Raw genomic sequence first — 21,185 nt, forward strand, 5'->3', positions numbered from 1 at the left:
ACCGGGCCCCACTCCGGCGGCAGCGTCGAGGTCTGACCGCGTAGGACGGACCATGAACGCGCTGCTCAGGGAAATCCGGCACAGCCCGCTGCTGTGGCTGCTGGCTGTCGTGCCTGTCGTGATCGTGCTCGAGCATGTCATGCCGGACGCGCATACGCTGCTGTTCGTGCTGGCCGTGATCGCCATCGTGCCGCTCGCGAGCCTGCTCAGCCACGCGACGGAGGCCGTGGCCGAGAAGACCGGCGATGCGGTCGGCGGGCTGTTGAACGCCACGCTTGGCAATCTCACGGAGCTCATCATCGCGGTCACGGCGTTGCAGGCCGGTCAATACATGCTGGTCAAAGCCTCGATTGCGGGTGCGATCGTGACCAACTCGCTATTCATGCTGGGCGCATCGCTGTTTCTGGGCGGATTGAGGCATCGCGTGCAGGAATACAACCGGGCAGGCGGCAGGCTCCATTCCGCGCTGCTGCTGATGGCCACGATCGCCCTGTTGTCACCCTCGGCCGTGGCCGACCTCGACTTTCCCGGCCACGAGGCGACGGTGCAGCGCTTGAGCACCGCCTTGGCGGTCCTGCTGATTGCGGCCTACGGTCTCAGCCTGCTGTTCTCGCTGAAGACGCACAAGGAGCTGTTTGCAAGCAGCGACCATGGCGAGGCAGGCGGCCCGATACTGCCGATTGCGATCGCCGTTCCGACACTGGGAATCGTCACCGTGCTGGTGGCACTCGTGAGCGAGATCTTCGTGACATCGGTGCAGAAGGCCGCCGAAACGCTCGGCATGACCCCGGCATTCGTCGGATTCATCGTCGTTGCCCTGGTCGGGGCTGCGGCCGAGATGGCCGTGGCGTTTTCCGCGGCACGCCGCAACCGGCTCGACTTGAGCGTGAGCATCGCGCTCGGAAGCGCCAGCCAGATCGCCTTGTTCGTCGCACCCGTTCTCGTGCTGCTGAGCTACGTCGTCGGGCCGCAGCCCATGGACCTTCAATTCTGGCCGGGAGCGGTGACCATGGTCATGATCGCCACCGTGGTGACGAGCTTCGTCACCAATGGCGGACGCTCCGCCTGGTTCGTCGGTGCCCTCCTGCTCTGCATCTACACGATCTTCGCGATGACGCTCTACATGGTCCCGCCCGGCTCGCACGGCCCGGTCTAAAGCATGATCCGGAAAAGTGCGCGGCGGTTTTCCGAAAGGACCATGCTTGAACAAAAACCTAAAGGCCGCGAGCCGGTTGACCTGTCGGGCAAAACAGCGGCACGATGGCATCATCGGCCTCAACAACATCCAGATCGCGACCAGCTCCGCGCGACACCCTGCTTCCATGGATCGCTTCAGTACCGACAACCTGACCGCGGAGAGGCTGAACGAAAGTCACCTCGCCGACCTCGTCGCGCTCCATCTGGATCCCGAAGCGTCGCGTTACATCGGCGGCGTGCGTTCGGCGGAGGCAACGGAGAAATATCTCGCCGTCAACATGGCGCACTGGGATCAATACGGTTTTGGCCTGTGGACCCTGCGCACGAAAGACGGCGCATTTGCCGGGCGGGCCGGCATCCGGCACATCCTGGTGGATGACGTGGACGAGATCGAGATCGCCTACGCGTTCACACCCAGTCTCTGGGGCCGGGGATTTGCCAGCGAGACCGCGACCGAGCTGACTGAGATCGGGCTGTCACAACTCGAGCTGCCGTCTCTCATCGGCATCGTCTATACCGCAAACGGCGCATCGCGCCGCGTGCTGGAGAAATCGAATTACCTGCTCGAGCGGCGCACGAGTCGTCACGGCGAGGACGTGGTGATCTACCGCGCAAGGCGATGACCGCCACCACGATGCGACCAAATCCACCTGCGGCGAGCACAGGAGCTTGTGTTCAGTTTTGAACCGACAGCACCGAGCTATCGGCACAGTCTATTGCGGCTCGTCCCTTGGACGCTCCGACCCGCAACTGGCTTCTTGCATCGATAGCTCAAGCCGGGGCCATCGATCGCCCGGGTAACCTCTCTGCGGGAACTCGTTCCTGTCTGAAGAGTTCCTTGGAAGGACCTCTTCGGTCCAACCCCGGCTGCCAGCCTCTGGGCGCTCGGGCAAAATCAGCTTCCGGAAGACATGCGCGAGGGGGTTCAATGACCGGTCCGTCGAGGGCTGCTCCAGACAGCGACCTTAAGGATTCGCCGAGAGTTTCGACCGGCAGCGACGGCCTGGATGACATCCTGGGCGGCGGCCTGGACGCCAATCGGATGTATCTTTACGAGGGCCGGCCTGGCACCGGCAAGACCACGATCGCGCTGCAATTTCTTCTGAGAGGTGTGCGTGATGGCGAACGCGTGCTCTATATCTCCCTGTCCGAAACCAAGAGGGAGCTGAGTGTCGTCGCGCGTCGGCATGGCTGGTCGCTGGACGGGGTCGACATCTTCGAACTGGTGCCACCGGAGACGACGCTCGACCCGGAGCGCGAGCTCACGGTCTTCCATCCCGCCGAAATGGAGTTGAGCGAAACCACCAATTTGATCTTCAGGGAGGTCGAACGAATTGATCCCACCCGCGTGGTGCTCGACAGCCTGTCCGAACTGCGCCTGCTGGCGCAGAACCCGCTGCGCTATAGGCGTCAGGTTCTGGCCCTGAAGCACTTTTTCACCAACCGCAACTGCACTGTCGTTCTCCTCGACGACCTCTCGTCCTCTCAGGACGACCTGCAACTGCATTCGATTGCGCACGGCGTGGTGATGCTCGAACAGCTCGCCATCGACTATGGGGCCGAGCGGCGCCGTCTTCGCGTGATCAAGATGCGGGGCATCCGGTTTCGCGGTGGTTACCACGATTTTACAATTTCGGAAGGCGGCTTGCGGATCTTCCCCCGGCTCGTCGCGGCCGAACATCACAAGTCCTTCGCCGGTGAGCCCATGTCCAGCGGCAACGCCGAGCTCGATCAGCTCTTGGGAGGCGGGCTCGAACGCGGCACCAACGCGCTTCTGCTCGGCTCTGCCGGTGCGGGCAAGTCGTCGGTCGCACTGACCTATGCCATTGCGGCGGCCGAACGTGGCGAGCACGCCGTATTCTTCGCATTCGATGAAGGCCGTGGAACGGTCGAAGCACGTGCACGGACACTTGGCTTGCCTCTGGAGAAACATCTCGCCTCGGGTAAAATCCGGTTTCAACAGATCGATCCGGCCGAACTGTCGCCCGGTGAGTTCGCGGCGACGCTCCGCCGAAGCGTCGAGGCCGACAACGCCCGCCTTGTCGTCATCGACAGCCTGAACGGTTACCTGAACGCGATGCCGGATGAACGTTTTCTCATCCTGCAGATGCATGAACTCCTGAGCTACCTGGCACAGCAGGGAGTCCTCACCATCCTGATCCTCGCTCAGCATGGGCTTGTAGGTCCCATGGATACGCCGCTCGACATCAGCTATTTGAGCGATGCAGTGCTGATGCTGCGCTATTTCGAATTCGGTGGAACGGTGCGGCGCGCCTTGTCAGTCGTCAAGAAGCGTAGCGGCAATCACGAGCATAGCATTCGCGAATTCCGGCTTGGCAGCAGCGGGATCAGGCTCGGCCCGCCACTGCAGGAGTTCAGCGGCATCTTTTCCGGCAATCCGCATTATACCGGCAGGGCACTGCCGGAAGGGCCATTCGAATGAGCCTCGACCCGGATCACCGCGTTCTCGTATTCGCCCCGATCGGCCGCGACGGGCCGGCATCGACCGAACTCTTTCGCGGCGCGAGCCTGGAGGCGGTCAACTGCCGCGATCTGTCCGCGCTCGTCAGCGCGATGACCGAAGGCGTGGGCGCGGTCTTCCTGGCCGAGGAAGGATTGTTCGGGAGAGACACGGCGCCGCTGGCACAATGGATCGCGCGCCAACCGCCGTGGTCCGACCTCCCTTTTGTCGTTCTCACCAGCCATCGAGAACAGCCGGCGGTCGTCGCGTGGCGACGCAGTATCGTCGAGCTTCTCCGTAACGTCTCGCTGCTCGAACGGCCGGTTCAGCCGATCACGCTGACCAGCGCCATCCAGTCGGCGATCCGGGCACGCCGGCGTCAATATGAAATCCGGGCTCTGCTCGAGGCCCGCGAGCAGACCGCGCAGGAGCTCGAGAAGCTGGTGGTCGAGCGGACGCGCGAACTGAAGGAAGCCAACGAGCAACTGCGTCTCGAAATGAACGAGCGCGCTCGCGTCGAGGAGACGCTTCGCCAGGCTCAGAAGATCGAAGCCATCGGCCAGCTCACCGGCGGCGTAGCTCACGACTTCAACAACCTGCTGATGGTGATTTCCGGCGGCCTCGACATGCTCGACCGCCAGACGGACCCCAACCGCCGTCGCCGCTTGATGGACGGGATGATCCAGGCGGCGCAGCGCGGGGCCAGCCTGACCAAGCAGCTTCTGGCGTTTTCGCGCCGACAGAAGCTGCGCCCGGAACCCGTCGACGTCGCCGCACAGATCGGTGGCATGCGCGAGCTGCTCGATCGAAGCCTGAGAGGCGACGTCCATGTCGAGTTCGAATTTCCGGATTCGCTGTGGCCGGTGGAGGTCGATCCCGGGGAGCTCGAGCTGGTGATCCTCAACCTGGCCGTCAATGCCCGCGACGCCATGCCGAACGGCGGCACGATCCTCGTCCGCGGCGAAAACCTGCCCGAGCTGAACGACGCGGAGATCGCCGGCGACTATGTCCGGCTGTCCGTGATCGACACAGGTGTCGGCATGGCTCCGGAGATCCTGTCGCGGGTCTTCGAGCCCTTCTTCACGACCAAGGACGTCGGCAAGGGCTCGGGACTTGGGCTCGCGCAGGTCCATGGATTTGCGACGCAGTCTCGTGGCACGGTCCGCATTCAATCGGAGGCCGGCCGGGGCACGAGCATCGAACTGTACCTGCCGCGATCGTTCGATGTCCCTTCGAGCGAGCGGCACCTCATCGACCTCACCAGGGTGCGACCGAAGAAAAGCAACCAGGGCCGAATCCTGCTGGTCGAAGACGACGACGAGGTTGCCGCACTGGTCGCCGAGATGCTCGGCCAACTCGGTTACGAAGTCACACGCGCCGCCAGCGCTGCCGCGGCTCTCGGCGCTTTGGCCGATGGTCGCTCCGTCGATGTGATCTTTTCGGACATCATGATGCCCGGCGGCATGAATGGGGTTGAACTCGCACACGAGATCAAACGGCGTCGCAACGACATACCGGTTCTGCTGACCAGCGGCTACGCCGAAGCCTCCGTCCATGAGGCGCAGGCGGCGGGCATCCAGATCCTGGCGAAGCCCTACCACATCGACGAGCTGTCTGCGGCGCTGAGCGCGGCGAGGTCAAGTCTACGGCTCGATGCAGGATCAAAGCGCTCGGGTTCGTACTGACTTCGAACGAACGGGACGGCACCGAACCGCATCGCCGGCCGCCGTCACTTCCCGCGATGACGCAGTGCGTCGACGATGACCTTGAAGGCGGGCGAGTTCTGGCGCCGGCTCGGATGGTAGATGTGGTGGCCGTCGAACGTCGGAGACCAGTCGTCCAGCACCAACGCGCGGTCGCCCCAGGCGATGTGCGCCTTCATGATGTTCTCCGGAACGTAGGCGATGCCGTATCCCCTCAGGGCCGCCTCGACCTGGGTGTAGGAGCTGTTGAACGTCAATTGCCCGTCGACCCGGACGCGAAGCTCCTGGCCGCGCTTGGCGAATTCCCACGCGTAAAGCCCGCCCGCCCGTTCCATTCTCAGGCTGATGCAACAGTGCCCTACGAGCTCGTGGGGATGCTTGGGCGCGCGATGCTCGGCGAAGTAGCCGGGTCAAGCCACAGCCACCAGGCGCCAATCCGGCTCGATCCGCACCGCGACCATGTCCTTCTCGACGCTCTCGCCGAGACGGACGCCGGCATCGAAGCCCTCCTGGACGATGTCGCGAAATCCGCTGTCGAGGCTGACTTCGGGCTTGATGTCCGGATAGTTCTTCAGGACCGGCTCCAGCTTCGGCCACACCACGCTCTCGAATGCATGGTTCGAGATCGTCATCCTGGTCCGCCCGGACGGCTTGTCGCGGAACGCCATGAGGTCGGCGATGTCGGCCTCGATCTTCGCGATGCGCGGTGCCATCGCTTGCCGCAGCCGCTCGCCGGCGAAGGTCGTTGAAATCCTGCCTGGCCATCGCCTTCCACCGCCGAGAGTTCCCATTCATGCCTCCCATCGATCAACGCAAGCGGATTAATCCATCTAATCGGATCGCCCGCCGGGCGTTATGTCCAATGGCGGAGGCGGCCGCGGCTCTCGTGCCCTCCGGCCCCGACCACAGGCGCATGTATCATGTCCAGACGTTGCTTCACGCGCCGGACCGTTGTCGGCGGCCTCGTGGCCACCGCCGCGGTGCCCGGCTCCGTCGCCGGCCTCACCGTGACGAACGCCGCCGGGCGGACGGGAGCTGCGAACATGCAGATGCGATGCGCCTTCGACCGCCACAGTTTTACGGCAACCCTTCTGGACAACCCGTCGGCGAGGGACCTCGTCGCTCTGCTGCCGCTCGACCTCGCCATCGAGGACTATTCGACCAACGAGAAGATCGCCTATCTGCCGCGCAAGCTGACGGAGCTCGACAGCGTCCCGTTCGCCGACGAGGCGCCGGGCGATCTCTGCTACTTCGCGCCCTGGGGCAATCTCGCCTTCTTCCACGGCAGCTATCGCTACTCGAAGGGCTTGATCCGTCTCGGCCATCTCGACGGCGGCGCTCAGCCCCTGCTCACGCGCGGAAAATATCCGCTGCGGCTCGAGCTTCTCTCCTGACGATCAAACCCGAAAGGTTCAGCCATGCTGGCAACACTCATGTATGGTCCCGGCGACATCCGCTGCGAAGAGGTCGACGATCCCAAGATCCTCAAGCCCACCGACGCCATCATCAAGCTGTCGGCAACCTGCATCTGCGGGTCCGACCTCTGGCCCTATCGCGGCCTGCAGCCGATCGACGGTCGTGCGCAGCACATGGGCCACGAATATTGCGGCGTGGTCGTGGAGGTCGGCAGCGAGGTGAAGACGGTGCGACCCGGGCAGTTCGTCGTCGGCTCGTTCTGCATCTCCGACAACACCTGCCCGCATTGCCGCTTCGGCTTCCATTCCTCCTGCGTCCAGCGCGAATTCATGTCGGGCGCGCAAGCCCCCTACGCGCGCGTTCCGCTGGCCGACGGCACCCTGGTCGCAACCGCTGAGCATCCGTCACCCGATCTCATTGCCGACCTGCTCGCGACCTCCGACGTGCTTGGCACCGGCTGGTATGCCGCCGATGCCGCCAACGTTCGCAAGGGATCGACCGCAATCGTAGTCGGCGACGGCGCCGTCGGCCTGATGGGCGTGCTGGCGGCCAAGGAGATGGGCGCCGAGCGGATCATCGCCATGAGCCGACACAAGACGCGGCAGCAGCTCGCGGTCGAATTCGGCGCCACCGACATCGTGGCCGAGCGCGGCGAGGCGGGCATTGCCCGCATCAAGGACCTCACCGATGGCGTCGGCGCCGATTCCGTTCTGGAGTGCGTCGGCACGCAGGAATCGATGGCGCAGGCGATCGCCTGTTCGCGGCCCGGCGGATCAATCGGCTATGTCGGCGTGCCGCACGGCGTGACCTTCGACGGCCAGGCGATGTTCTTCGCGCAGCGGCGCATGCTCGGCGGACCGGCCCCCGTCCGGCGCTTCCTGCCTGACCTGATCGGCCGCGTCCTCGCCGGCAAGATCAAGCCGGGAAAGGTGTTCGACCTCAAGCTGCCGCTGTCCGACGTCGCCGAGGGATACCGCGCCATGGACGAACGGCGCGCGATCAAGACGTTGATCACCCTCTAAGATGGGGCGACGCCTCACGGCGAAGCGAGAGAGATGATGACGGTGTGTGAGGCAGCTTACCGGAAATACCCCAGCACGAGATCGATGTCCGAGCTTCCGGCCACCGTCCCGTTCAGCTCGGCGTCGATGACACGCCGGCAGGCGTCGATCGCGGCGTGGTCGCCGAGGTCATTGGCGGCTTCCAGCACGAGCCAGGCGGCGTCCACCGACGCCTTGTCGGGCGCTCCCGCGCCGAGATCGGCGGTCACGGCGCTGTTGAGGTTCTTCTTGCGAACCGCGGTGCCGAATTGAGGCAACATTGCAAATACTCCCCTTTGAAGTCCGGGACGATGCTCAGTGCACCTGTTCAGTGGACCTGAAGCTCGGGCTGACGGCCGCCCGCGGTGGAATCGCCGGCGGTCTTGCGCGACTGGTAGAACTTCAAGACGCTGCGCGAGGTCTCGATCTTCAGCCGGCCGAAATCCCGCTCGTTGTCGTGCAGCTCGCGCGCCGTGATCAGATGATCCTTGGCGCCGAGGAACAGCAGCGACATGGTCGTGTCCCAGGAGAAGTCGAGCGCCTTGCACAGCACCAGAATCATCTCGCGGTTGCGGTCCATCATCGCGCGCTCGATCACGTCGACCGGCAGCGCCGACAGCAGCGACAGGCCGATCTGCACCTCGTCGAAGCGGTGCTGGCGCGCATAGTTCGAGATCGAATCCTGGTTGAGGTTGCCCTGGCGATACTGCGTCGTCACCACGCGCTTGGCGACGAAATAGCTGCGCGAGGACGGGCCGAACTTGGACTGAAGATCGCCGGTGACCTCGGTCACCGAGCTCTGGATCTGCGCCATCATTTCGGGCCGCTCGGTCTCGAGGCGGCGGCGGACGTCTTCCGACGCCTTCGAGATCAGCTGCTGGAAGATGTGGCGCGGCACGTCCTTGCGCAGGCCGAGCTGCTCGGCGAGGATCGAATCGCCTTCGGCGCGGCGGACCATGTGCAACAGGCCCGAACCGGAGAAGCGCGCGCCCTCGTTCCTGGCCACCGAGGTCACGACCTCCTGATCGCCGCGCTTGACCAGCACGTCGGTGACGGCCTCGCCGATCGATTTGCGCTGGGCGATTGCGAGTAGATGCGATTGGCCCTTGGTCATGGCGCTCTCGACCAGCATCTTCTCGTCGAGACGAGTGGAGTCGCGCAGCACGGGACCGGCGACCTCGATCTCGTCGTCGAGCGCCAGCTTTTCGATGACGTTGAGCGGAGCGTGATCGCATGCCGACATCAGCTCCGAGAGCTGCGCGCGCGCGGCGACCTCGATCTCGTCGGCGAGCCGCCCGATGACCTCGCCGAACATGCTGATCTCGTCGTCGCTGTAGCGGCCGGTGATCAGAATGTCGGTCGCATGCCACAACGCCTTCGCCCGGCTCTCGTCAGTGCCGCGCGCGATCGCGTCGTCCAGATCCTGTAGAAGCGTTTTCGCCCCGTTCATCTCGATAACCCCAGTTCTTGGCGAGTAATTCTTGGCAGTTCTTTTGGCGCGGCGCCCCGCCACTCGTGGCGGGACACCGGATTCCTCTGGGAACTGACGCTAGAGATCAAACGCGAGAATTCGGTAAAATCGGCAAATCAGTTTTGCCGGGCAAAATTCATTCAAATGCGAGGGAATGGATTCACGGGCGGACAAGGCGGCTCGGAAGGTGCGCTCCCTCTCTCGCTTGCGGGAGAGGGTTGGGGAGAGGCTGTCTCAACGGAGAGACTCCCAATGTGGAGAGAGCCCCCACCCGGCGCTTCGCGCCGACCTCCCCGCAAGCGGGAGAGGTTGAACCGAGCCCGCGCGTTCATCTCACTAAAGTCACCCTTACGGATTCTGCGGCGTCAGGACCAGCGGCGGCTTCGGCTTGGGCTTGGCGGGCGGCGGACCCGGTGCAGGCTTCACGTCGATGGCCGGCGGCAGCGGCGCAAGCTGTTGGGCGAGCGGCGGGCTTGGCGCGGCGGGCGCGGCCTGCGGGGCCTTTGGCAGCGGCGCGGCTTTCGGCTTTGACGGTGCGCGGCGCGGATCCTGGCCCGGCAGCGGCACATTGGCCGGCGCCAACTCGGGCGCTGCATCCGGAGACACCAGCGTCGGCAGCGCCGCGGTCGCCGGCGGAGGCTCGCCGCGCTCGATGGCGTCGAGCCGGCGCGTCTCGCGGTCGATCGTGCGCACCGCAAGCCAGGACGACAGCGGCGCAAGGTCGATCGTGCGATTGAGCTTGTCGGGAGGGCCCGCCGCGAACAGCTGGATCTCGGGCGGCGCGCCGGAGAGCCCGGTCATGATCGGCGTCAGGCTGGCGCGGATGTCGGCCTGATCGGCGGGAATGTCGTAGCCGCCGGAGACGATGGCGCGGGCATTCTTCGCTTCGAGCGGGGTCGCGCCGACGCGTAAGCGTCCGTCGCGGATCGTGAACGGGATCTGCGCCGAGGCCACCGCGATCGGCGCGGCGGCAAGCGCGGGCTCGACGAGCTGCCGCAGGCGGTTGTCGTCGGCGACCTGGCCACCGTCGCTGGCGCGGATCGCGATCTCGAAGGCGCGCGGATTGAGGCCGCCGATTTCCGCGGAGTCCAGCGTCACCGTGCCGTTGCCGGCGAGCGCGCCGGTGAGCGCCGCGACGCTGCGGCCCTGGCTGGTCAGCGCCATCTGCACCGTGGCGCGCCCCTTCGGCAGCGCGAGATCGCGATAGCGCAGCGTCGCCGCATCGACATTGCTGAGATCGATGCGCGCGTTCAGCGCAAGACCATTCGCGCCGTTGCGTGCGTCGAAGCTCGCCGACATCTCGCCGCCACTGAGGCCGCCCTTCAGCGCATCGAGTGCGAGCGACTGGCCGTCGCTTCGAAGCGTGCCGCCAAACGGGCGCAGCTCGATGCCACCGGGCAACATCCCGCGCAGCGCCTGGAAAGCGATGCGGCCGCGCCAGCCGCCCAACAACCCCGCACTCAGCGGCTCGCCGGACTCGTGCCCGGCGGCGCCGATCGCCATCGCGAGCGCGGGCGCCAGATCGAGCGTATCGAGGCCGACTTCGCCGTCGACGCTCCTTTCCTGATCGAGCGTCACCGCAAGATGACCGCGCAAATGCGAGCCGGCCGCGTTGCCGTCGAGATCGTCGAAGGTCAGGCGGTTGCCGGAGAGCGTGAGGCGGGAGGACAGGCTCACGGCCTGCATCGATTTGTCGGCCGGGCTGGTCCCGAACAGCGGCGCCAGATTGGCCTTGCGCACGCGCAGATTCACGCTGGCTTTCGACTCCGACAATTCGACGCTGCCCTGCGCATCGGCGTCCAGCCCGCCGCCGCTGAGCTTGGCATTCAATTGCAACGGCCGCCGCCACGCTCCGGTCAGCTTGCCTTCGAATTGCGAAGCGCCCTCGCCTGCAGCCACCACGCGATCGAGCCCGAGCAGCACCAGCAGCGCGCCGGCCTGCGGGGCCGATACCTTCGAGTCCAGCGTGAAGTCGCTGTTGCGCAATTTGTCGATATCGACGCCGTTGACCGCCGCCGCCGGCATCTGCGCGGCCAGCGTCGCCGTCGCCTTGAGCTGCGGCGCGTCGAGATCAAGCACGGCGCGGGCATTGCTGCGATCGGCATGCTCGGCATTCTTGTCGAGGCTGAGATCGAGCTTGAGGCGGGTCGCGCCTGGCAATGACGGGATGGCATCGAAACGCGCGCGCACCGCGGGCGCAAACGGCTCGACTAACGCGGTGAGCTCGCGCAGCGAATTGGCCGAGGATTTCAGCGCGAGCTTGCCGGTGGCTTTGGTGCGGTCGAAGCTGCCGCTCGCCTCCGTGGTCACGCCGCTGGCCTGGCCGAAGCGCAGCTGCTCCAGCGACAGCGATGCGGGGCCGAAAGCGAGCTTTGCCGCGAACGGTCGCAGCTCCTGGCCGGCGGAGATCGCGCGGCCGATATCGAGCGAGAGCTTTGCCTCTTCCGGCCATTCGACTTGGGGCCCCGCAAGCGCGCGCACGAAGCTTGCGGCGGCATCGAGGTTGAGACGGTCGGCTTTGAGCTCGGCGTCGATCCGCGAGCCCTTGCTCGCGCCTGTTTGCACGAAGGCGATGCGGCCCTCGACGGTGCCGCCTTCGATGTCGGCCTTCAGCCTGTCGATGGCGAGATGGTTGGCGGCGATCGTCACGTCGCCGGCAAGACGCAGCGGCCGCGTGCTGCGGCGGTTGATCTCGCTGCGGCCCTGGAGCCAGGCCACCAGCGCGTCAGGATCGGAGGATTCGACGCTGAGACGGCCGCTGAAACTGTCGGCGCCCGGGGCTGCGCCGTTGAGCGAGAGCTGCGTCATGCCGGGCGCGCGCAGCTCGAGCCGCTGGAAGGTCCAGGATCGTCCATCGGTCTGAAGCTCGGCCGCGATGTTCTGCAGCGGGCGGCCACCGAGCATGATCTGGTCGGAGTTGAACTCGATCTGCGCCGGGATCGGCGCCTGCGGAATGGCAGCCAGCCCCGCGCGCAACGCCGGCAGGATGCGGAGCGGCTCGGCATCGTCCTTGCCCGCGAGCTTGTCGGCATCGACCTGGCGCGCCGACAGCACCGCGCGCAGCAGCGGCGCGGCGCCGAATCTGAGGTCGCCGACGCCGCCGAGCTTCAGCGCATTGTCTTCAGCGCCGAAGTTCGCGTCGATCTGCTCGAACTTCGCGCCGGCCGGGTCCGCCTTGAGCTTGGTCGTGAGCTTCCACGGCGTCGGACCCGCCTCGCCCGCCTTCTTGACCGCCGGCACGGCCAGCGTCAGCGCACCGTCGAATTTCGGCAGGCGGTTGTCGAAGGCGAGCACGCCTTCGAGATCGGCGAGGATGGCGCGCTCGCCAGGATCGATGTTGAGGTGGAGACGGGTGGCGCTGCCGTCGGCACTCGGGCCGGAGGAGACGCGAAAGGGATAGCGCACCCCGGCGGCGGTGAATCTGCCGTCGCCGCGCACCGAGCCCGCGAGCGAGCGGACGTCGCCGGAGAAGGCGATGTCGTTCAGCTCCAGCGTCGAGCGGCTGGCGGCATCGTGAAGCGCAATGCGGCCGGTGAGATTCAGCCGCTCGATGGCGAGGGAGGCCAGATTGAAGGTGCCGCTCGCGGTGGAGGGCAAATCGACCCGCCCCCGGGCATCGAGGCCGAGGTCGACCGCCATGCCGCCCACCGAAAGCTCGGTGGCGCGCCATTCGCCGCGCATCAAGGAGCCCAGGCTGAACTCGACGTCGAGCTTGTCGGCGCGCAGGCGACCGAGATCGTTGTTGCCGCCGAAGGTGACCTGGCGCAGCCGCAGCGTCGGCGCCGGCAACAGCCGCGCGTCGAGCTCGCCCGCGACCCGCACCGGTACGCCGATGATCTTGCCAGCCTCCGCCTCAAACTGGGGCCTGAACTGGTTCCAGTCGACGTAGTAAGGCCCGATCAGCGCGGCCAGCAGCGCAATGATGAAGGCAATCGCCAATCCGAGCAGCGTCGTCTGCACGGGTCTCCCCTCGGCCAAACCGGCATCCGGACCAAACCCTGGCCTTAGTGGACTTCAGGCGCGCCGGAACAGCCCCTTATATAGAGGGAAGTGTGGCGAAGTCACAGCGACTGTTGCGCGCGGAGGTTAATGCCGAGCCGCCTCACCAGCTCGCCGGCAGCCGCTTGAGGCCACGCAGCACGAAGGTCGGCCGCCATTCCGGGTTTTCGACGTCGTCGATGCGCAGATCGGGCAGCCGCCGCAGCAGGGTGGCAATGGCGATCTCGGCCTCGATGCGCGCCAATTGGGCACCCAGGCAGAAATGGATGCCGCCGCCGAACGACAACGGTTTCACGTTCTGGCGGGTAACATCGAGCCGGTCCGGCCGGTCAGGATAGACTGCGGGATCGCGGTTGGCCGAGCCGAGCAGGCACAGCACGGTCTCGCCCTTGGGGATCCTCTTGCCGCCGAGATCCTCGATCTCCTCCAGCGCGACGCGGCCGGTCATCTGCACCGAGGAATCGTAGCGCAAAAATTCCTCGATCGCGCCTTCCATCAGCTCGGGGCGCGCCTTGAGCAGCGCAAGCTGGTCCGGATTGCGGTGGAGCGCCAAAAGGCCGTTGCCGATCAGGTTCACCGTGGTCTCGTGGCCGGCGCCGAACAACAGGATGATGTTGGCGGTCAGCTCCTCGGTTGTGAGCTTGTTGCCGTCCTCCTCGGCCTGCACCAGCTGGGTGGTGAGATCGTCCCCGGGATTTTTGCGGCGCAGCTCGAACAGCTGCTGGAAATACATCTGCGCCATCAAGTTGCCCTCGTTGCCCTTCTTGATCTCCTCCGGTGTGAGGGGCACGGGGTCGAGTAGCCGGCCGCCGTCACGCGAGCTCTTGTAGAAGACCTCGCGATGGTCCTCGGGGATGCCGAGCATCTCGCAGATGATGGTGACGGGCAGGCGGAAGGCGAAATCCTCGATCAGGTCCATGTGGCCGCGATCGATCACGGCATCGATGGCCTGGTCGACGATCGCCTGGATGCGCGGCCGCATGTCCTCGACCCGGCGCGCGGTGAAGGCCTTTACGACGAGGCCGCGCAGGCGGGTGTGATCCGGCGGATCGGCCTGCAGCATCCAATGGCTCATGCTGCGGAACACTGGCTCGTCCATGATCTTCTCGCCATAGCGGCGCGTCGTGCGCTCGACGAAATCCTTGCCGAAGCGCTTGTCGCGCATCACGAGGCTGACGTCGGCGTGGCGGCTGGTGACGAATTGGCCGAACGGCGTCACGTGGATCGGATCGATCGTGCGCAGCCGGTCATAGTGCGGATAGGGATCGCGGATGAAGTCCGGCGAGAGCGGGTTGAACAGCGGCGCGCCGCCGGCGCCTTGCACGTGCTCGTTCATGGTGACCTCAAAATCGGTTGCCGATGACACGAATACGCCGATCGCAGCCCCACTGCCCGGCGCAACCATCCCCAAGATTTATCAACTCGATACATTGTTGTATCGAGTTGCATTCTGCCCTAACCTCATCCGATGTCAAGGCTGAGAACCAGGCCGACCAGGGACGACACGCGCGACAAATTGTTCGAGGCGGCCGCGCGCGTGTTCGAGGAGGACGGCATCGGCGGCGCCAGCATCGAGGCGATCGCGGCGGCGGCGGGCTTCACCCGCGGCGCGTTCTATTCGAATTTCAAGAGCAAGGACGAATTGATCATCGCCATGCTCGAGGACCATGTCGAGCAGTCGATCCGGCGCAACCTCGACATCCTCGCCCAGCACGACAATCTCGACGATTTCATCGCGGCGCTGAAGGCGATGGACCGCACGCGGCAGGATCCCCTCGCCCGCTCGCCGCTCCTGCACATGGAGATGATCCTGTTCGTCGCCCGCGCCGAGAAGCGCCGCCCCGAGCTCGCCAAACGCCTGCGCGCGCGGCGCAAGCTGGTGGCCGACATCGTCGAGGCGACGTTGAAGAGCAACGGACGGAACGACAATCTGAACCCGCCCTGGATGGCCTCCGTCGTGCTGGCGCTCGAAGACGGCTTTCGCCTGCACCGGCTGATCGATCCGGAAACGACGCCCGCGGACAGCTTTCTGCGCGCGATCACGGATTTGCGGCGGAGGACGGGGCTGGCATCGGAGTAAAGTCCTGTCGCTATTGAACGACAGCCCTGCCCCTGAAATTTCCCGCCGCCCGGCATCGTGCTACGCGGCATCGATTTCAGGCCCTAGAGCACGGCAACACCGCGACGCCCGATGCAAGGCAGAAGGCCCCGGTATCGCCGTCACATGGTCCAAGGTCTTCTCTACTCCGTCCGTGCTTTGACTTCCGGCAAAGGCGGCTTGCGTTCAAAGGGCTTCTTTTTCGGCGGCGCGGGCAGCAACCCCTCCCTGATCGCCTGCTTCCGGGCAAGCTTGCGGGCGCGACGAATCGCTTCAGATTTCTCGCGGGTCTTTCTCTCTGACGGCTTTTCATAGGAACGCCGTTGTTTCATTTCCCGGAAGACGCCCTCGCGCTGCATCTTCTTCTTGAGAACACGGAGTGCCTGCTCAACATTGTTGTCCCTGACAAGTACGTGCAATTGATCCTCCTGACTGAGGCTGCGAATGCGACACGTCCTGCCGGCAGCCAAATTGCGCAGGAGCTTCATTGCGATTTTTGAGGATAGTAGCGGCGACACTCGTCGCGGCTTCGGACGAGCCGATCCTGCCTGTCACGGCGAAGCAGCTTGGTGAGGTCCACGTGACCATTGTCGTGCAGCGCTGTCAATCGACAACGGCTTGCTTGCAGGTCGGCAGACACACGCGAAACCGCCTCGACGGGGAACACCCAGAACTGCTCCGCAACAACAAGCCGCCTTCGCTCCTTGCAAAATCCCGAAAGCCCCTTATATCGAGATGATTCGATTAGCCGCTGTGCCTTGTTGAATGCGCCCGCGGGCTCCTTTTCCGACGACATCGACGAAGTTGAAGATAACCGCGTGATCGTCACGTGGAACGCGTTTGCGCGCTTTGGAGAAGAAGATGACGACAGGTACCGTCAAGTGGTTCAACGGCCAAAAGGGCTTCGGTTTCATTCAACCCAACGACGGCAGCAATGATGTGTTCGTTCACATCAGCGCTGTTGAGAGAGCTGGCCTTGCCGGCCTCGCAGAGGGGCAAAAGGTCAACTTCGAGACCAAGACCGACAAGATGCGAGGTAAAGTCAGCGCCGAGAACCTCTCGCTGGCTTGATATCGTGGCGCCGTTTCACGGATGTACTGAAACGGTCGTTTTGCCCGCTCAATCTCCGGATTGAGCGGGTTTGGTTGTTTGCGGGGCCGGGTGAGAGTCAAACTGGACGGCGGAACCATCACCTTCCTTCTTGCGTTTGGCGCAAGCCGGAAGACGTGCCGGCTTGCCACCACATTCAACACGCAGAAGCAGGCCTTCAGCTACCTCCAGAAGCATCGCACGGAGTTCGAGCGTATGGCGCGGGCCGCCTCGCTTCAGGGGAACTCGAAGACGGGATCATCGTGCTTTCGCTGCTCTAGCCAGACCCATCAGCGGGCATGCCGCTTGTGGTGATCTCAATTGACCGGCTGGTCTCTTACGCAGACGGATATCGCTCTCAACACCAGACCGCTCGCATCCCGGACATTGATGGCCAGGCCATCGCTGCTGGCGACGGCTCAAGCTGCTTGGCAATGTCGGCAAGAGACAACGCGGCCTCGACCTCCGCGGCCCGTCGGCTGGCCAGATCCAGGCCTTCTTCGTCTACGACGATCGCTTCACCGTCCCAGATGTCGAAGTAGAATTGCGACATCTAGGGCCCCCCTCAGAGATGGCGGTGCCCATGCGGCGGACGCCGCGGGACCAAACCGCCGGCCGCCGATGTGTTCCTACCGGCTGGGAATATCTCAAAGGCAACTAGGCCGACTTCCGCACAGCGTCGCTCTCCGCCGCCGTCACATCCAGCCGCCCCAGCATCGCCCTCGCCTGCTCGGCGCAGTGCTCGATCAGCCAGCGCTCGAAGGCAACGGGGGGAAGTGCGGGTGCGTAGAAGAAGCCCTGCACGACGTCGCAGCCGAGCTCGGCCAAAGTCTTGCGCTGGCCTTCGGTCTCAACGCCCTCGGCGACGACGGTCATGCCGAGGCCCTGACCGACGCGCACCACCGCGGTGGCGATCGCAAGCGCGCTGGCGTCACGCTCGATGTCGCGCATAAAACTGCGGTCGATCTTCAATTCGCGGATCGGCAGATGCGCGAGACGGCTGAGGCTGGAATAGCCGGTACCGAAATCGTCCAACGAGAGCCCAACGCCGAGCTCGCGGATCGCGTTCATGGTCTCGAGCGCGGCGACGCCATCCTGCATGAATGCGCCTTCGGTGATCTCCAGCATCAAGGCGTCCGCCGGCAGATCGTATTCGGCGAGGATGTCCTTGAGCCGCGCCGCCAGCGTGACGTTGCGGAAATTGATCGGCGACAGGTTGACCGACACGCAAGGGATGTTGAGCCCGGCGCGGCGCCAGCTCGCCATCTGCCGGCAGGCCTCGCGCACCGACCACAGGCCGATCTGCTCGATCAGGCCGCATTCCTCGGCGAGCGGGATAAATTTTGCCGGCGAGACGTCGCCGAGCACGGCATCGCGCCAGCGCGACAGCGCCTCGACGCCGTGGATGGCGCCGTCGCAGCTGCGGATCTGCGGCTGGTAGCTGAGAGTCAGCGCGCCTTCGGCGATGGCACGGCGGAGCGCCGCGATCAGCGCCAGCCGCTGCTCGGTGAGCCCGTTCATCTCGGCGCTGAAGATACGATAGGTCGAGCGGCCCGCCTGCTTGGCCATGTACATGGCGGCATCGGCCTGCTGCATCAGGGTGTCGATGTCGGTAGCATGGTCGGGATAGAGGCTGATGCCGATGCTGGCCGACATCGGCATCAGCTTCGATCCAAGCTTCAAGGGTGCAGCCAGCGCCTCCGTGATGTCGGCCGCGACGCGCGCGGCGCTCTCGGCGTTGCGTTGCGGGAGCAGGATGACGAACTCGTCGCCGCCGAGCCGTCCCAGCATGTCCTCCGGGCCGATCTGCTCGCGCAGGCGCTGGGCGAGCTGGATCAGGAGCTCGTCGCCGGCGGCATGACCGAGCGTGTCGTTGACGTCCTTGAAATGATCAACGTCGAGGAAAGCGAGCGCGACGTGGCTGCCGGTCGGGCAGGCATCGATCGCCGTAGTGATCAGGTTCCGCAGCTGCGCGCGGTTCGGCAGGCCGGTGAGGATGTCGTGATAGGCGAGCCGCGCGATCTCGGCGCGCGCTTCCTTGCGCTCGATCGCGAAGGCGCCGAGATTGACGCAGGCCTCGACGATACGCCGGTGCCAATTGCTCGGCGCGCGGCTTTCTCGATAGTAGAAGGCGAAGGTCGCAATGACCCGGCCGTCCTTGGCCTTGACCGGGGTCGACCAGCAGGCGCGCAGGCCGATCGCGAGCGGCATGGCCTTGTAGGGCTGCCAGCGCGGATCGGTCTCCAGATCGGTCGCCAGCACCGGTTCGCCGTAGAAGGCGGCGGTGCCGCAGGAGCCGACATCGGGGCCGATGGCCACGCCGTCCAGCGCGCGGGAATAATCATCGGGCAGGCTCGGGCCGCCGAGCGGATGGATCAAGCCCGCGGCATCGACGTGAAGCAACGAGCAGACCACGTGGGGCGCGATCTCCTCGACGCGACGGCACAGCCTGTCGGCGATCTCGCCGATCGGCACCTCGTCGGCGAGCGCGCCCATGATGAGCTGCTGCAACGAGCGCAGCTGCTTGGTTTCGGTGATGTCCTCGAGCAGCGCGAAGATGTGCCTGACCCGGCCCTTCATGTCGCGGAAGGCATCGATCCGGGCGCAGACCCAGATCTCCTCGCCGTCCTTGTCGTAGGCCAGCACCTCGGCTTCGCCGCGGCGACCGCCATGCATCAGGCGCTTGATGAGCTTCGCGATCGCCTTGCGATCGGTGTGCCGGCCGGCAATCAACTCGCCTGCGCGGCGACCCTCGGCCTCCGCGTTGGTGTAGCCGAACAGCGTCGTGAAGGCGGAATTGACGTAGACGATGTTCTGCTCGGTGTCGCTGATGATCACCGCCCGGTTGGTCTGGTCGGAGACGGCGTGGAGAAGCCCGATCCTGACGCGGCGCTCGGCTTCGATGGTGACGTCGCGCGCAAACACGATGTAATGATTGGCGCCGCCGATTTTCACGGAAGACAGCGCGATAGCCGCCCTGATGCGGCTGACGTCACAGCGCACGAGACTGATCTCGTCCCGGAGATCGGCCACCGGATCGGCCTGAAGGCCCTTGAGGGCGAGAATTTCGGCATCGCGACCGAGCACGTCGAAGCTCGCCAGCTTCCAGATGCGCTCCGCGGCGGCGTTGAAATGCGTGATGCGATGGGCGTCATCGACGATGACGACGCCATCGTCGGCGCGTTCGAGCGCGGCTCGCAGCACGTCCGGAATTTCAGTGAGACAATCGAAGGCGGACATCGTTTGACCCGGCGATAGCGGGAAAATGCGGCAATCGCTCAGACGCTAACGCTCCGATGGTGTCCAAGACGTTTTTGCCGCCCTATCGCCTCGGGACCAAGACGCGGCATGCTTAACGATCGGCGAAAACCACGACGGTATGTTGATGCGTGCGGAACCTAATCCGCGCCGGTTCCTGCCTGGAGCTTGTGCAGCCGGCCGGCGACGGCCCGCACCTTCCGCGGCGCGGCCTGCCAGATCGAGAGTGCCGACAAGGCGCTCACGATCATCGCGATGGCGAAGGCGAGCGTGTAGTCACCGGTGCGATCGTAGAGGAAGCCGGTCACCCACGGTCCGGCCGCACCGCCCGCCAGCGCCGCCAGCATGATCGTGCCGAAGATGCTGCCCTGGTGCTTGCCCTGGAAAATCTCGAACACCACGGCGCCCATGATCGAGGTGAGGCCGTAGCCGAGCGCGCCTTGCGTGAACACCATCACGTAGACCAGCCATAGCGACGGCTGGAACTTCAACGCCATGAGCGCCGCAAAGCAGATCACAAAGCCCGCGCAACTGATCGCCCACACCCATTCCCGTCCGATCCGGTCGGAGACATGGCCGAGCAGGATCTGGCCGGGAATGCCGAGCAGGCTGACGATCCCGAGCGCCCACACCGCGACACCGGGACTGAAGCCGATGTCGAGCAGGAATTTGGTCTGGTGCACCTGCACCGCGTACCAGATGTACAGGCCGCAGAAATAGCCGAGTGCGATCCACCAGAATCGCGCGGTCGCCACCGCGCGTTTCAGCGTCCAATCGGTCCCGACCCAGACGGGATCGACGACGTTGGAGATCGGTTCGGCCGCGCCCGCGGCCGAGACGGCATCGCCGTCCGGCTCGAGGCCGATGTCCTGCGGGCGCTTGTGCAGCAGCAGATTGACCGGCGCCAGCACGACCAGGATGAGCAGGCCCATCCCGGTGCAGGCGGTGCGCCAGCCGGTCTGCTCGATCATGTGCTGCACCCAGGGCAGCAACGTCACCGAGCCGATGCCGACGCCGGCGAAAGCGATGCCGATGGCGAAGCCGCGCTTGCGGATGAACCAGTTCGGCAGGAACAGCGACTGGCCGGAATAGCCGAGACACACCGAGCCGGCGCCGACCATGACGCCGATGGTGACATAGAGATGCCAGGGCGCGCTGGTGAGCGGCGCAAGCAGCAGACCACCGCCCATCAGCACGACGCCGAGCTCCATCACCGCGCGCGGGCCGGCGCGGTCCATCAGGCGGCCGATCAGAGGGCTGACCACGCCCGACACCACGAAGCCGAAGGAGAAGGCGCCCGCGGTGACGCCGCGCTCCCAGCCGAATTCGGAGACGATGGGAGGAAAGAACAGTGAAAAGGCGGTGCGCGCGTTGACGCCAATGGCCATGGTGACGAAGGTCACGGCGACCACGACCCAGCCGTAGAAGAACGGAAGCCGCATATTTGTGTGTT

Annotated in this window: 16 protein-coding genes and 2 pseudogenes; 9 read left to right on the plus strand and 9 right to left on the minus strand. The window is 65.2% G+C overall.

The window, feature by feature from the left end:
* Positions 1 to 52 precede the first annotated feature (52 nt).
* The 4 genes from cax (at position 53) to IC66_RS0110920 (ending at position 5,343) form a co-directional block, all read left to right on the plus strand.
* Positions 53 to 1,156, plus strand: a complete 1,104-nt coding sequence (gene cax, locus IC66_RS0110905) for a calcium/proton exchanger (protein WP_028145467.1) — start codon at positions 53 to 55, stop codon at positions 1,154 to 1,156.
* A 166-nt stretch (positions 1,157 to 1,322) separates the two neighbouring features.
* Entirely contained in the window at positions 1,323 to 1,820 is a 498-nt protein-coding gene (locus IC66_RS0110910; RefSeq protein ID WP_028145468.1) for a GNAT family N-acetyltransferase, read from the plus strand.
* A gap of 305 nt (positions 1,821 to 2,125) precedes the next feature.
* Entirely contained in the window at positions 2,126 to 3,640 is a 1,515-nt protein-coding gene (locus tag IC66_RS0110915; RefSeq protein ID WP_028145469.1) for an ATPase domain-containing protein, read from the plus strand.
* The gene (locus IC66_RS0110920) at positions 3,637 to 5,343 is read left to right on the plus strand and encodes an ATP-binding protein (RefSeq protein ID WP_038947629.1); all 1,707 of its coding nucleotides are present in this window, start codon (positions 3,637 to 3,639) and stop codon (positions 5,341 to 5,343) included. Before IC66_RS0110915 ends, IC66_RS0110920 begins: the two co-directional genes overlap by 4 nt.
* Before the next feature lie 44 nt (positions 5,344 to 5,387).
* Here the strand turns inward: IC66_RS0110920 and IC66_RS0110925 are convergent.
* A pseudogene (locus IC66_RS0110925) lies at positions 5,388 to 6,113 on the minus strand (LysR substrate-binding domain-containing protein); the annotation flags it as partial.
* A 168-nt stretch (positions 6,114 to 6,281) separates the two neighbouring features.
* Between IC66_RS0110925 and IC66_RS0110930 the strand changes: the two are divergent.
* Positions 6,282 to 6,755, plus strand: coding sequence for a cyclophilin-like fold protein (locus tag IC66_RS0110930; RefSeq protein ID WP_085968322.1), 474 nt, complete (start codon positions 6,282 to 6,284; stop codon positions 6,753 to 6,755).
* A 24-nt stretch (positions 6,756 to 6,779) separates the two neighbouring features.
* Entirely contained in the window at positions 6,780 to 7,799 is a 1,020-nt protein-coding gene (locus tag IC66_RS0110935) for a zinc-dependent alcohol dehydrogenase family protein (RefSeq protein WP_038947631.1), read from the plus strand.
* 56 nt (positions 7,800 to 7,855) lie between these two features.
* Here IC66_RS0110935 and IC66_RS0110940 read toward each other — a convergent pair whose 3' ends face one another.
* From IC66_RS0110940 to IC66_RS0110955, 4 genes are all read right to left on the minus strand, one after another.
* Entirely contained in the window at positions 7,856 to 8,098 is a 243-nt protein-coding gene (locus IC66_RS0110940; RefSeq protein ID WP_028145473.1) for a hypothetical protein, read from the minus strand.
* A gap of 47 nt (positions 8,099 to 8,145) precedes the next feature.
* The gene (locus tag IC66_RS0110945; RefSeq protein WP_028145474.1) at positions 8,146 to 9,267 is read right to left on the minus strand and encodes a DUF2336 domain-containing protein; all 1,122 of its coding nucleotides are present in this window, start codon (positions 9,265 to 9,267) and stop codon (positions 8,146 to 8,148) included.
* A 369-nt stretch (positions 9,268 to 9,636) separates the two neighbouring features.
* Positions 9,637 to 13,248 (minus strand): AsmA family protein, encoded by a 3,612-nt coding sequence (locus tag IC66_RS0110950; protein ID WP_038947632.1) that lies wholly within the window; start codon positions 13,246 to 13,248, stop codon positions 9,637 to 9,639.
* 142 nt (positions 13,249 to 13,390) lie between these two features.
* A complete protein-coding gene (locus IC66_RS0110955; RefSeq protein WP_038947633.1) occupies positions 13,391 to 14,623 on the minus strand; it encodes a cytochrome P450 in 1,233 nt (410 codons plus the stop codon).
* Between the two features lie 132 nt (positions 14,624 to 14,755).
* On the opposite strand from IC66_RS0110955, the gene IC66_RS0110960 reads away from it, so the two are divergent.
* Positions 14,756 to 15,367 carry a TetR/AcrR family transcriptional regulator gene (locus tag IC66_RS0110960; protein WP_038947634.1) on the plus strand — a complete coding sequence of 204 codons (612 nt, stop codon included), beginning with the start codon at positions 14,756 to 14,758 and terminating at the stop codon, positions 15,365 to 15,367.
* Positions 15,368 to 15,528: 161 nt separating this feature from the next.
* Here IC66_RS0110960 and rpsU read toward each other — a convergent pair whose 3' ends face one another.
* Positions 15,529 to 15,804, minus strand: coding sequence for a 30S ribosomal protein S21 (rpsU, locus tag IC66_RS0110965; protein ID WP_028145478.1), 276 nt, complete (start codon positions 15,802 to 15,804; stop codon positions 15,529 to 15,531).
* A gap of 442 nt (positions 15,805 to 16,246) precedes the next feature.
* On the opposite strand from rpsU, the gene IC66_RS0110970 reads away from it, so the two are divergent.
* Positions 16,247 to 16,456: a cold-shock protein gene (locus tag IC66_RS0110970; RefSeq protein WP_028145479.1), complete on the plus strand. Its 210-nt coding sequence runs from the start codon at positions 16,247 to 16,249 to the stop codon at positions 16,454 to 16,456.
* 78 nt (positions 16,457 to 16,534) lie between these two features.
* A pseudogene (locus IC66_RS48230) lies at positions 16,535 to 16,755 on the plus strand (hypothetical protein).
* A 77-nt stretch (positions 16,756 to 16,832) separates the two neighbouring features.
* On the opposite strand, the gene IC66_RS0110980 reads toward IC66_RS48230, so the two are convergent.
* The 3 genes from IC66_RS0110980 to IC66_RS0110990 all read right to left on the minus strand — a co-directional run bounded on the left by IC66_RS0110980 (position 16,833) and on the right by IC66_RS0110990 (position 21,174).
* Positions 16,833 to 17,027 carry a DUF6894 family protein gene (locus IC66_RS0110980; protein WP_244429102.1) on the minus strand — a complete coding sequence of 65 codons (195 nt, stop codon included), beginning with the start codon at positions 17,025 to 17,027 and terminating at the stop codon, positions 16,833 to 16,835.
* A gap of 104 nt (positions 17,028 to 17,131) precedes the next feature.
* Positions 17,132 to 19,714 carry an EAL domain-containing protein gene (locus IC66_RS0110985; RefSeq protein ID WP_038947635.1) on the minus strand — a complete coding sequence of 861 codons (2,583 nt, stop codon included), beginning with the start codon at positions 19,712 to 19,714 and terminating at the stop codon, positions 17,132 to 17,134.
* A gap of 158 nt (positions 19,715 to 19,872) precedes the next feature.
* Positions 19,873 to 21,174, minus strand: a complete 1,302-nt coding sequence (locus IC66_RS0110990; RefSeq protein ID WP_038947636.1) for an MFS transporter — start codon at positions 21,172 to 21,174, stop codon at positions 19,873 to 19,875.
* Between the last annotated feature and the right edge of the window lie 11 nt (positions 21,175 to 21,185).

Source organism: Bradyrhizobium genomosp. III, from assembly GCF_000261705.1.
GTDB lineage: Bacteria > Pseudomonadota > Alphaproteobacteria > Rhizobiales > Xanthobacteraceae > Bradyrhizobium > Bradyrhizobium ottawaense.